Raw genomic sequence first — 12506 nt, 5'->3', positions numbered from 1 at the left:
AGGTGTATATCATGAATATTGTTTTTGAAAAGCTTGGAACGGAGCATCAAAAATCGGTTATGGAGATTTTTAACTACTACATTACCACAAGCACTGCGGCATTTCCGCCCGCTCCCCTGCCCGAACAGTTTTATTCTATGCTAATAAAAAGATCAGAGGGCTTATGTGCCTATGGGATAGTTGATACGGAAACCAAGCAAACCATAGGCTTTTGCACTTTGAGTCCTTTTCACCCCTTCTCCACCTTTCAGACAACTGTCGATGTTTCCTATTTTATTGCCGCCGATTATACGGCAAAGGGAATTGGCGCAAAATGCCTTGCTTTGCTGGAAAAAGAGGGGAAAGACCTTGGTGTGCAGCACTTGCTTGCGGAAATATCCTCAGAAAACGAGGCCAGCATCCAATTCCATAAAAAGAACGGGTTTGTGCAAGTGGGCGAGCTGAAAAATATCGGAGAAAAATTGGGCCGCAAGTTTGGTGTTGTACTGATGCAAAAAAACATATAAATGGAAATAAAAATGGCCGCCAACATTGATGCCGTGTTGACGTCCTTTTATATTACAATAAAAAATCTGCACCCATTTTAATAAATAATAATACAATTACAACATTTAACATTAATTTAATGGCTTTCGCACCCTTTATTATGGCAAACCCCGATCCAATAAAATTTCCTACAACGCCAAAAACCGCTGCCGGAATTGCAATTTTAAAGTCTACCGTTCCTTCCAATAAAAATACCGCCAAAGCCGCATAATTAGATGCCAAATTCAAGCATTTTGCATTGCCCGAAGCAGTACGCAAATCATATTTCATTATAAAACAAAAAGCCATTAAAGCGAACGTTCCCGTCCCCGGGCCTGCCACCCCATCATAAAACCCAATCAATCCGCCAATCAACAACGCCAGAACGGTCTTTTTTTTCATAGAATAGGTATCGGCATGATTTTCATTCCCCATATTTTTATTGAGCACCGTAACTACCCCCGCAATGGGCAAAACAATCAGCATCAAGGTTTTTAAGGTACTGTCGTTTAAGTAAATTACTACCTTGGCTGCCAAAGCTGATGTCACAAAAGCCCCCATTGCCGCTAAAATACCCACTTGAATATCCAGCATCTTATGCTTCCAAAATCGCAGTGTGGCTATGGTTGTTCCGCAGACGGCAGAAAATTTGTTACATCCATAAACATAATGCATAGGCATTCCCGTCAGCGTATAGGCTGGCAAAGAAATCAATCCTCCGCCACCAGCAATGGAATCCAAAAAACCGGCAAAAAAACAAGCCACCATTAACATGATAAAGCTTGGAACGGAAATGATTATATCTGCACCCATACCTGCTCACCTCACCGACATTAGCCAACCTTACGCAAAACAGCACCTATAGCTACTTACTAAAAAACGAATTAACATAGAAAATTTGCAGATCGCGGAGAAAACTTTTTTCATTTTCAGTAAAAGCCCAGCAAGCACCGCAATTGCCGGACTTTTGATAAAACCAAAAAAAATAATTTCCAATCACATGTGCCTATGACATAAATCAGTGTTGCTCTAACTCTCCAAAACAACTTGAATTTCCTCTATTCCATAAAGCAAAAACAGCCTTATCATTTCCTCCGTAATCCGCTCTCCACTGACGGCAATGGGTATGGCAGGCGGGCAGGATACCGCAGATGCTGCGCAAATTCGCCCCAAGGCTTGCTCCGCCAAAACAGTACACCCCTTTGCAAACACGGCCTCTCTAATAGACATCACCCGTTCTCCCCGAGAGGAGATTGCTGTTTTTGGCCCATTGCCCGCCTTTGCAATCATAGGGGGAAGAGCCTTCTCAATTTTTTCAAAATCCTCTTCCGTTGTTTCAGGTGTGAACATCAAAACAAGATGGTCTGCATCGGAAAATTCCGGCTCAATCTCATTTTCACGTAAAAATTCCCCAAGCTCATACCCTGTAATGCCCATCTTTTCGCCCTCTAACACCAGTTTCAACGGCTCAAAATGCTGTAAGGAATAGCCCATATCCCTTAACCCCTCCGCCAACTGCGCTATCCGCTTGACGCAATGATGAATTTTATCCCCATACCCTTCCGCCAAAATGCGGTTACATAAATCTAAGGATTGCAAGATGAGATAGGAAGGACTTGTAGATCCAAACAATGCCAAGGCATTTTTCCCGTCCTCTTCAAAGGAAGCCAAAGCTTTCGTTCCCACGTGCAAATATGCCCCTCCCGTTAACACAGGAAGGGTTTTATGGGCAGAATCGCAGCATAAATCCGCCCCCAAATCCATTGGATGTAAGGATTCGGGCAAAAAACGCAAATATGCACCGTGGGCGTTATCCACCAAAAGAGGAATGCCAAATTTTCTGCAAACCGCTGAAAGCCCCTGAATATCTGCCATTCCTCCCAAATAATCAGGGGAGGTAATATAAAAGGCAAAGGGCAAAACCTCCATTGACCGCAAAATATGCTCCAGCTGTTTGGGGGAAATAGGGCAGCTACAAAGGGTTGCCTCTCCCTGGGGATAAACCCACTTCACATCTAAATCCAGCAGCGCACAGGCATGCAAAAAAGCCTTATGGACATTTCTTGCCGCCAAAATGGGCTGTCCCTTTTTGCCATGGAGCATGGTCAGATACACCATGGCCCCAATACATTGAGAGGAACCCCCCGTGGCATAAAAGGTTTTTCTTGCCCCAAACAAATGGGTTGCATTCTCCTCACTTTTATGAATAATGCCTTGCGCATGATACAAATCGTCAGCACCTTTGATCTCTGTAATATCTAGAGCCTCGCAACCCAAAAAAGGGCTGCCTTTATGCCCCGGCATATGCAGGCGTACAGTCCCTTTTTCTTGATATTTTTTTACAAAGTCATAAATTGGTGTATCCATCCCTTTTATTCCTCACAGTTTTCCGCGACCTTCATCATAATGGCACATTCGATGCGCTTTTTAAACAGCTTACAGCCATATTCGTATACACCACGAACACTACCTGTAGCATGGTAAGCATTTGCGGCACAGCCGCCGGAACAGTACATTTTTGCCCAGCAATCTCTGCATTCCTCTCTTGCGTAAGCATTGCAATGACGAAATTCGTCCTGAATTCCTGTGTTTTTTACACCGTCCCAAACGTTCCCCAAGCTATACTTGCTATCCCCAACAAACTGATGGCAGGGGAATAGCTCGCCCCAAGGAGTTACTGCCATATATTCCGTTCCCGAGCCGCAGCCTGTTATTCTTTTATATACACAAGGGCCATTTTCCAAATCCAATATATAATGATAAAATTCAAAGCCATTGCCCGCTTTTTTACGACGAAGCATTTCCTTTGCCAAAATTTCATACTGCTCAAAGAGCTTTGGCAAGTCCTCCTCTGTCAATGCATAAGGGTCGGAAGGATCGCAAACAACAGGCTCCATGCTCAATTCCGTAAAGCCCATATCCGCCATATGGAACAAATCATTTGTGAAATCCACATTATTATGGGTAAAGGTTCCACGCATATAATAATCTTTTCCACCTCTTTTTTCCACAAATCTCTTAAACTTGGGCAAAATGGTATCATAGCTGCCCTGACCTGTAATGGTTTTACGCAAATGGTCATGAATTTCCTTTCTGCCATCCAAGGACAATACTACATTGTGCATTTCCTTATTGGCAAAATCAATCACATCATCATCAATGAGCATCCCGTTTGTTGTTAAGGTAAAGCGAAAATTTTTATTATGAATAGGCTCCTGCTCTCTCGCATAAGCCACCAATTTTTTGACAACCTCCCAATCCATTAAGGGTTCGCCACCAAAAAAATCCACCTCCAAGTTCACTCTGCTTCCCGAATGGGCAATCAAATAATCCAAAGCCTGCTTGCCAACTTCAAAGGTCATCAAGGCACGCTCTCCCTGATATTTTCCTTGACTGGCAAAGCAATAACTGCAATTTAAATTACAAGTATGGGCAACATGAAGGCAAAGAGCCTTTACCACACTGCTGTTATTTTTGAAATCCATGGCAAGATTTTCATATTCATCCTTGGTAAATAATCTGCCCTGATCTGCCAAGGCTTGAATATCCTCCAAGCACAGCAAAATCTCTTCCTCCGTTACATCGGATCTATCTGCATATTTTGTCAAAACTGTGCGTACAATCGTTTCCTTCTCACTTTTTTCATACAGCTCGATGATATCATACGCAACCTCGTCCACCGCATGAACCGAGCCGCTGCAGGTATCCAATACAATGTTATATCCGTTTAATTTATACTGATGTACCAATTTATTCAATCCTTTCTACTCCAAAGGGAGCCTTTCGGGGAAACGCCCATTGTCAGCGGCTCCTTTCCAGTCCCCAATACGAAAAATGCCGCTCTACTTAGAAAGCAGGCGGCGGGTTCGTTTTCAATCCTTTTGAGCTTACTTCTGTTTGTTCTCGCAGGGCTGATTTGCAACGCCACAGGAGGTTTTGCAAGCAGACTGGCAGGATGTCTGGCATTCGCCGCAGCCGCCAAAAGCTACGCTCTTTTTCAAGTCACGTGTTTTAATTGTTTTAATTCTCTCCATGGTTTCATCTCCATTCCAATTATGAAAATTCTATGCGTTTTCTATTGTTTAAAAGAGGAAATCTCTTCCATTGAAAATCGCTTTATACACTAAAAAAGTATATAGCAACATGCCCCAATTGTCAAGGCGTATCCGTCTGAATGCAAGAATCCTCCCGCCTTTTTTCTGCCTAAGGGAAGCCTTTTATTTAAAGCTATCCTCCAAGTAAATTTTTATTTTTATAGGGAAGTTTGAAATTTGAATCCCTCTGGACTTATGGAAAGAAATATGTTAGAATGCATCTTAGAATTTGGGGAATATTAACCCCTGCAAGCACTGTGATCTTTACAAAAAAACAAGGCTTCCAACCTTAGTGGCATTAAAATTGTTTCACGCCCAAAGAAACGCAAATAAAATTTAAAATGAAATGGTGTTTATTATGAAGGAAAAAATCAGTCCACCTGTCTATTCGCAGATTGCCCTCGATATCGCACTGCGTATTTCCAGAGAAGAATTAAAAGAAAACACAAAAATTTATGGCCGTTCTGTGATGTCCTCAGAGTATGGTGTATCCCCGGAAACGATCCGCAGAGCGTTGAAGCTGCTTGAGGATATGGGTATTGTGGAGGTCCGAAAAAACAGCGGGGTGGTGATTCTCTCCGTGGAAAAGGCAAAGGACTTTGCTCAGCGTTTCAGTGAGCAAAATGATACTCGCCTGATAGAGCGTAACCTGAGAAAGCTTTTGGAGCAGCAGCATAGTCTAAACGAGCAAATTAGTGAAATGGTATCTCATTTGGTACGTACCAATGATAAGTTTTCCAAAAGCAACCCATTTCAAAATTATGAAATTGATATCCCAGCGGATTCCCCCCTCATTGGCAAAAGCCTGATGGATCTTATGTTTTGGCACAAAACCGGAGCAACGATCATCGCCATTCGCCGAAAGGATAAGGTTATTTTATCTCCCGGCCCCTATGCCGTTTTGTTAGAAGAAGATACGATTATCTTTGTGGGGGATATTTCAACCATTGAAACCGTTAGCAGCTATGTTTCAAAGGCCGAGCAAAGTCCCGAATAAAAATAATAAAGCTAAGAGATACTACCTCTGTCTTCCAAAAAAAAAGACAGGGGGTTTTTTTTGTGAAAATCCTCTTTATTTGACATCTGACAACTTAAAATGTATAATAGAGTTGTTAGTTTCGTAAAAAAAGAAAGGAGATTTGAACCTATGATTCAATTTCGCAATGTAAGTAAGCGCTATGGTAAGAAAACAATTTTAGATAATCTTACTCTAGATATAAAAGCGGGCGAGTTTGTAATCCTTATCGGGCCTAGCGGCTGCGGGAAAACAACCACGTTAAAAACCATCAACCGTTTAATTGAACCAGATTCCGGTGAAATTATCATTGACGGAAAGGATATTACCAAAGTAGATCCCGTAAAGCTGCGCCGTACCATTGGCTACGTCATTCAACAAATTGGGCTTTTTCCAAATATGACCGTGGAGCAGAATATTGCCGTTGTACCAAAGCTGCTCAATTATAGCAAAGAGGAAATCGACGCAATCGTACACCGTTTGTTAGAATTGGTTAATATGCCCTACGAAGAAAATGCAAAAAAATATCCTTCGGAGCTTTCCGGCGGACAGCAGCAGCGTATTGGTGTATTACGTGCCCTAGCGGCATCCCCTCCCATCGTACTGATGGATGAGCCCTTTGGTGCCCTCGATCCCGTAACAAGGGATTCCCTTCAGGAGGAAGTAAAAAAAATTCAGAAAAAACTGGGGAAAACCATTGTTTTTGTTACCCACGATATGGATGAGGCAATTCGCCTCGCCGATACCATCGTTTTTATGAACGATGGTAAGGTTTTACAGGTGGCTTCTCCCGAAGAAATGCTGCAAAATCCCGCTGACCCCATCATCAAAAGCTTCCTTGGGAAACATATGAATCACGAAAACAACGCCGCCAATTTAGTTGCGTCGGATTTTATGCGGGCAAAGGTTCTTACCGTACCAAAAACAAAGAAAACACTGGAATGCATTGAGCTAATGAGCCGAAGGGACGTATCTTCCCTTATTGTTGTGGAGGAGGACGATACCTATTTAGGAACTGTTTCCGTTGACAAAATCAGGGCACAAGGAAAGGCAGGCAAGGAAATCAAAGAGCTTGTCACCGTAGAATCCATGACGGTAACCCGCAATTCCAACGCCCAAGAGGCCTTTGAGCTATTAATTGCTTCACCCACCGGCTATGTGGTTGTGCTAAACGATGACAATACCGTTGCTGGGCTTATTACAAAAACCAGCATGGCAAAAGCCATGGGCGAAGCTCTGTGGGGGGAGATGACACAATGAGTTATTTAGCATTTTTCACAAAGCATTCTAACGAAATACTTAAGGCCTTGCTAACCCATATGGAGATTGTGCTGATCTCCGTGGGGATCGGTGTTGTCATTGCAGTACCCGTTGGAATTTTACTGTCACGCCATAAAGGTGCGGCAAGCTATGTTCTGGCCTTTGCCGGTGTTATTCAAACAATTCCCGGGCTTGTGCTTTTGGGTATTATGCTTATTTTAATGGGAATCGGCAAACCCCCGGCCATTGCGGCACTATCACTATATGCAATTTTGCCGATCTTGCGCAATACCTATACAGGCATTTTGGAAGTGGATGCCCATTGCATCGAAGCCGCAAGGGGCATCGGCATGAGCCAAAAACAAATTCTGTTTCAGGTGGAACTGCCCCTTGCCATGCCGGCAATTATCGGTGGACTGCGTTTGTCCACAGTTTATATCATCAGCTGGGCAACCCTAGCCGGCATGATTGGTGCAGGCGGTCTTGGTGATATGATCTGGACTGGGCTTTCCACCTATGAATCAAAATATATTCTCGCAGGGGCAATTCCCTCTGCAATTCTGGCTCTTTTGGCGAATGCACTGATTGGGTTTATCCAACGTGCCATTACGCCCAAAGGCCTACGGCTTGGGAGGTGAAAAAATGGCTGATTTATTTTTTCTGACAATAGAACACATGGTACTTGTTTTAATTGCCATTGTTATTTCCACGGCTTTTGGAATACTCCTTGGAATTATCTCCTACTGGACCCCTTATCTTGATAAAATAATCCTCTGGACTGTAGATTCGTTACAAACAATTCCTTCCTTGGCCCTTCTCTCCATTTTAATGATTTTTTTTGGTCTTGGTAATGTAACGCTGATTGTAGGGCTGATACTGTATTCTCTTTTGCCCATTGTGCGCAATACCTATATTGGCTTGACAGGCGTTTCGCCCCACTTAAAGGATGCGGCTAAGGGTATGGGAATGTCCAAGCTGCAACGAATGTTCAAGGTAGAGCTTCCCCTTTCGTTCCCGCTGATTTTTTCTGGGATTAAAATTGCAACCGTAACCGCATTATCCATTGCAGTAATTGGCGTTTTGATCGGTTCCGGCGGACTGGGGTATCCCATCTATCGAGGAATTCAAACGATGAATTTTTCAGCAATCATAAAAGGAACCATTCCCGTTGTAATTATGGCAGTGATTTTCGATTTTTTTATGTCGAAAATTGAACAAAAACTTGTAGCACGAGGAAAGTAAATTTTATAGGAGGCTAACACATGAAAAAGAAAATACTATCTCTGGCAATTGCCACTACGGCGCTTTTGTCCATGACATTAACAGGCTGCGGCAGCAAGGATACCGTTGTCATCGGCTCCAAGGATTTCAGCGAGAATATCATTATTGGCGAAATCCTTGCACAGCTAATCGAAAACAAAACCGAATTAAGCGTAGAACGCAAGCTGAATATGGGAGGAACCTTTATTAATTTTGAAGCGCTTAAGAAGGGGGATATTGATGTTTATGCTGAGTATACCGGTACCGGCTTGACTGCTCAATTAAAAATGGGCGTTCTTACCGACCCTGACGAAACCTATCGCATTGTTTCCGAAGAATTTGATAAACAATTTGATATTACTTGGATGGAGCCCTTGGGCTTTAACAACACTTATGCCATCGCCGTTACAAGGGATGTGGCTGACGAATATAGTCTGGAAACCTGCTCTGATCTTAAGGGCGTATCGGAAAATCTTGTATTTGGCGGCGAAAATGAATTTTTCAACCGTGAAGACGGGTTTGAGGGCTTTTGTGATTTGTACGACATTTCCTTCAAGGGAAATCCAAAAATGATGAATGTATCCTTAAAATACAAAGCCATCGGCAGCGGCGATATGAATGTAACCGACGTTTTTACCACCGATGCAGAAATTAAGAAATATGATTTGCAGGTATTGACGGATGATCAGAGCTTCTTCCCACCATATTATGCCGCTCCCATTGTCCGAAATGAAACCCTAAAAAACCATCCCGAGCTAGAGGAAGTGCTGAATCTATTGGCCGGAAAAATTTCTAACGAAGAAATGACAGACTTGAATTATCAAGTAAATGTAGAACAAACGGATGTGGCACAGGTTGCCAAAGATTTCCTACAAAACAAAGGTTTGTTGGATTAAATCTAATTTTCAAGGGTATTTTACCCTAATTCATCCAATTTTCCAATTGCTTTTATCTGTGTAAAAGGGTGTGGAAAAAACTTGGGTGACGCCCAAACCACTTGCTTTTTGTAAAAACAAGACCAAAAACTTATGTAAAAACCCCATATTCATGGGGTTTTTACTTGGTGAAGGATGCAATGGCAAAGAAATGCCACCTATTCAAAGGACAGCTTTAGAACAAAAGTGATGACCCCTCACTGCCCAAGATAGGGCAGACGGCGAAGCCGGCTTTTGCAAAGCAAAAGTGATGACCCCTCACTGCCCAAGATAGGGCAACGCCTAAAGCTGTCTTTTATTTTTTGCAAGTAAAACAAGCCATCCCTTCCACGCAGTTCACCTGTACCTCTGTAAACATGGTTTGCAGCCTGTCTTTTAAGCTCTCTGCCGTTTCAAAGGGGGGAGTAAAAAAACCTTTCGGTACATAAACCTTGCGGATAAACCAATCCGTTCGTCTGTTTTCTCCTCGTACATAAAAGCAACCGCAAAAAATGCCCCCGGGCTTTAAAACACGAAACACTTCCTCGTAAGCCGCCTTCTTATCTGGAAATGCATGAAAACCATTGAGTGACAATACCAAATCATAGGTTTCTTGGGGAAATTGCAATGCGCCCACGTCCCCTTGGTAAAAAGAAACATTGGAAATCCCCATTGCACCAGCCCTTCTCTGTGCCCTTGCCATCATTTCTACGGAATAATCCACACAAGTAATTTCTGCCTTTGGCAACGTGGCATAAATTGGCATCGTCAATATTCCGGTGCCTACGGGTATTTCCAACATTTTCCCCGAAAAATCCCCAGGGATTCCCGAAAGTGCAAGCTGTATATAGTGATTGTTTTTTTCCCGATTCATATTCCAAACAAGCTTGCATACAGCCTTTCCACCAAGGGTTGCACATGTAATCATACCGTCATAAAAGGTATGCTCTCCACCCAAGGCTTGATATGATCTTTGAATTTTACTGCGCCTGTTCAAGTTTTCTACCCCTTTCTTTTTTTCCCATCTTCCCTTTACCCTAAGGCCACATCAAGCACCATCATTAACGCAAAACCCAATGCCGCACCAATCGTGCCAATGTTGGAGTGCTCTCCTTCCTGGGCTTCGGGAATCAATTCCTCTATGACCACATAAATCATTGCCCCGGCGGCAAATGCAAGAAAATATGGCAATATGGGTACTACCTGCTTTGCCAGCAAAATGGTAATCACAGCACCCACAGGCTCAACAACCCCCGAGCCTACACCATATAAAAAGGCTTTTTTCTTGCTTGCCCCCTCATTGCGCAAAGGCATGGAAATAATGGCACCCTCGGGAAAATTCTGCAAAGCAATGCCCAATGCCAGTGCAAAGGCAGACATCATGGTAATATTACTGCTCTCCATCATCGCCCCTGCAAAAGCTACACCAACGGCCATGCCTTCGGGAAAATTATGCAGCGTTACCGCAAAAACCAGCATGGTTGTCTTAGACAATTTGCTTGGCACTCCCTCCGGCTTATCGCTGTCCATATGCAAATGTGGAATTATACTGTCCAATACTAACAAAAAACCTACCCCCAGCAAAAACCCTAGTAAGGCAGGCAGCCACGCAGGCCCGTTCCCCTCCTCCGCCAACGCAATGGAAGGAATTAATAGCGACCATACGGATGCCGCAATCATAACGCCTGCGGCAAAACCTAACAGTAGTTTTTTTAGTTTTAGGTTCATTTCCTCCTTCATAAAAAACACCATGGCAGAGCCAAGGGCAGTTCCAACAAACGGTATAAATAAAATCATAATTTCCTTCATCCTAATTCACCTTACTTTCCCTAAACCGCTTTTTTTGCCGCCAAATAACATATTGGCGTAATATTACTGTCCACCAACGAATATTCCGCGACCAAAAAACCTTTCTTTTCCACAAATTGTGCAAATTCCGCTTGGCTCCACCTATGGAACACCTTAAAACCAAACATTTGCAACAGCCAAGCTCCCACACCAAAGACCACGCCACTTTTCCATATAAAGGTGGGTGCAAACAGCAATCCTCCCGGCTTAAGCACACGAAATATTTCTTCCAAAGCCAGATCCGGTTGTGGCATAATATGCAAAGCATTGGCAATGAGCACCGCATCAAAGGAATGCTCCTCGTACGGCAGGCGTGTTGCATCCTGCACAGAAAAAATAATGTTTTTTTGCGTGCTTTGTTTTTTTGCTTCCCCAAGCATCGCCGGAGAAAAATCGGTGGCGTACCATTCCTTGACCTGCTTCGCAAGACAAAAGGTCAGCTGACCGCTTCCACAAGCCAATTCCAAAACCTTCATGTCTTTGTTTAGGCATTGTAGGATTTTACTGCTGATGATATCGTAGGAGGATAGGTTCCTTTTCATAAAAAATCCATATAAAGCCGCAACCCTTTCCCAAAACTTGATATTGCTTTCCATATTTTAAACCTTCCTCAAAACACTGGGATACATAAAATATAATTTACCCTGCCCCCAGACTATATTTTATTCAAATAATTGATACCAACAGGCAACCAAGCATTGAATCATTGTCTCCAAATGCTTTATCGCCGTTTCTTCCGACTTTTCGTGGGTTATGATATGCACAAAAAGATCAACCTGGGTATGGGTGAACCAATGAATCATATAGCTTTCTACCTTGGGGCTATTGTTTTGCATGGAAATTCCATTCGCCAACACTTGGTATTTTTTCTCCATAATTTCCACAAATTCATCCACGATTTGCTCAAACCTTGACCCTTGGGCTTTTGTAAGCAACAGCTGAAATTCATCATAATAACGATACATACAGCAGATTATTTTTTTCGCAATTTGAAAATGCGCCGGATCATCCACCCTTTGGGTATCCGTGCTTTTTAATTGCTCCAATTCGTGCTGCTGGTGCTGATTCATAATTTCTTGCAATTCCTGCAGCGGCTGCTCCACAATAGACACAAACAGCTCCTCCTTATTTTCGAAAAAAAAATATAAGGCCCCTGTCGTAACCCTGGCATTTTTGCAGATATTGCGTAAGGATGCCCGGGCATATCCCTTTTCCAAAAATTCCTTTTTACCGCTTAGCAACAGCCGTTCCTTCGTTTCCTTGTCGTTTTTCAATTGGCACTTCCCTTCGCCCCAACATAACACTGTTATCTATTGTTTTTATGTTAGCCTTTTATTTACGTTTTGTCAATAAGAAGAAAACAAATTACACCAAAAAACAAAAACCCTTACTCAGACTGCGGAAAAACCTTGGACGTTGCCCCCCTCACTGCCAAGATAGGGCAGACGGCGAAGCCGGCTTTTGCGTAGCAAAAGTGATGATCCCTCAACCCCTTATGGATGTTTAAATGCAAAGCCCTCAAGGTTTTGACCTTGTCTACACGCAGTCTTTTCCCTTTGGGAAAATATCCCTTTTCTTCTACACATATCA

The 12506-nt window shown here is 42.9% G+C and carries 14 protein-coding genes; 6 read left to right on the top strand and 8 right to left on the bottom strand.

Going from position 1 to position 12506, the window contains the following annotated elements; translation table 11 throughout:
- Window positions 1-11: 11 nt before the first annotated feature.
- The gene (locus CLNEO_RS01805; RefSeq protein WP_066083859.1) at window positions 12-506 is read left to right on the top strand and encodes a GNAT family N-acetyltransferase; all 495 of its coding nucleotides are present in this window, start codon (window positions 12-14) and stop codon (window positions 504-506) included.
- A gap of 52 nt (window positions 507-558) precedes the next feature.
- Here the strand turns inward: CLNEO_RS01805 and CLNEO_RS01800 are convergent, their stop codons facing one another.
- The 4 genes from CLNEO_RS01800 to scfA all read right to left on the bottom strand — a co-directional run bounded on the left by CLNEO_RS01800 (window position 559) and on the right by scfA (window position 4559).
- Entirely contained in the window at window positions 559-1338 is a 780-nt protein-coding gene (locus CLNEO_RS01800) for a sulfite exporter TauE/SafE family protein (protein WP_066083858.1), read from the bottom strand.
- A 216-nt stretch (window positions 1339-1554) separates the two neighbouring features.
- Entirely contained in the window at window positions 1555-2892 is a 1338-nt protein-coding gene (locus CLNEO_RS01795) for an aminotransferase class I/II-fold pyridoxal phosphate-dependent enzyme (protein ID WP_066083855.1), read from the bottom strand.
- 5 nt (window positions 2893-2897) lie between these two features.
- Window positions 2898-4274: a thioether cross-link-forming SCIFF peptide maturase gene (gene scfB, locus CLNEO_RS01790; RefSeq protein WP_066084573.1), complete on the bottom strand. Its 1377-nt coding sequence runs from the start codon at window positions 4272-4274 to the stop codon at window positions 2898-2900.
- Between the two features lie 138 nt (window positions 4275-4412).
- The gene (scfA, locus tag CLNEO_RS15215) at window positions 4413-4559 is read right to left on the bottom strand and encodes a six-cysteine ranthipeptide SCIFF (RefSeq protein ID WP_066053385.1); all 147 of its coding nucleotides are present in this window, start codon (window positions 4557-4559) and stop codon (window positions 4413-4415) included.
- 418 nt (window positions 4560-4977) lie between these two features.
- Between scfA and CLNEO_RS01780 the strand changes: the two genes are divergently transcribed.
- From CLNEO_RS01780 to CLNEO_RS01760, 5 genes are all read left to right on the top strand, one after another.
- The gene (locus CLNEO_RS01780) at window positions 4978-5616 is read left to right on the top strand and encodes a TrkA C-terminal domain-containing protein (protein ID WP_066083851.1); all 639 of its coding nucleotides are present in this window, start codon (window positions 4978-4980) and stop codon (window positions 5614-5616) included.
- A gap of 150 nt (window positions 5617-5766) precedes the next feature.
- Window positions 5767-6894, top strand: a complete 1128-nt coding sequence (locus CLNEO_RS01775) for a betaine/proline/choline family ABC transporter ATP-binding protein (RefSeq protein WP_066083850.1) — start codon at window positions 5767-5769, stop codon at window positions 6892-6894.
- A complete protein-coding gene (locus CLNEO_RS01770; RefSeq protein WP_066083847.1) occupies window positions 6891-7532 on the top strand; it encodes an ABC transporter permease in 642 nt (213 codons plus the stop codon). Before CLNEO_RS01775 ends, CLNEO_RS01770 begins: the two co-directional genes overlap by 4 nt.
- A gap of 4 nt (window positions 7533-7536) precedes the next feature.
- Entirely contained in the window at window positions 7537-8136 is a 600-nt protein-coding gene (locus tag CLNEO_RS01765; RefSeq protein WP_066083846.1) for an ABC transporter permease, read from the top strand.
- 20 nt (window positions 8137-8156) lie between these two features.
- Window positions 8157-9050 (top strand): ABC transporter substrate-binding protein, encoded by an 894-nt coding sequence (locus CLNEO_RS01760; protein ID WP_066083844.1) that lies wholly within the window; start codon window positions 8157-8159, stop codon window positions 9048-9050.
- 334 nt (window positions 9051-9384) lie between these two features.
- On the opposite strand, the gene CLNEO_RS01755 is transcribed toward CLNEO_RS01760, so the two are convergent.
- The 4 genes from CLNEO_RS01755 to CLNEO_RS01740 form a co-directional block, all read right to left on the bottom strand.
- Window positions 9385-10065: a class I SAM-dependent methyltransferase gene (locus CLNEO_RS01755; RefSeq protein WP_066083842.1), complete on the bottom strand. Its 681-nt coding sequence runs from the start codon at window positions 10063-10065 to the stop codon at window positions 9385-9387.
- 35 nt (window positions 10066-10100) lie between these two features.
- Window positions 10101-10877, bottom strand: a complete 777-nt coding sequence (locus CLNEO_RS01750) for a ZIP family metal transporter (RefSeq protein WP_066083840.1) — start codon at window positions 10875-10877, stop codon at window positions 10101-10103.
- A gap of 20 nt (window positions 10878-10897) precedes the next feature.
- A complete protein-coding gene (locus tag CLNEO_RS01745) occupies window positions 10898-11512 on the bottom strand; it encodes a class I SAM-dependent methyltransferase (RefSeq protein ID WP_066083839.1) in 615 nt (204 codons plus the stop codon).
- A gap of 66 nt (window positions 11513-11578) precedes the next feature.
- A complete protein-coding gene (locus CLNEO_RS01740) occupies window positions 11579-12190 on the bottom strand; it encodes a TetR/AcrR family transcriptional regulator (protein WP_066083837.1) in 612 nt (203 codons plus the stop codon).
- Window positions 12191-12506 lie beyond the last annotated feature (316 nt).

It is taken from the genome of Anaerotignum neopropionicum (assembly GCF_001571775.1).
Taxonomy (GTDB): domain Bacteria; phylum Bacillota; class Clostridia; order Lachnospirales; family Anaerotignaceae; genus Chakrabartyella; species Chakrabartyella neopropionicum.
Note: the sequence above shows the minus strand (reverse complement) of the source record. Positions and strands in the feature narration are given on the sequence as shown.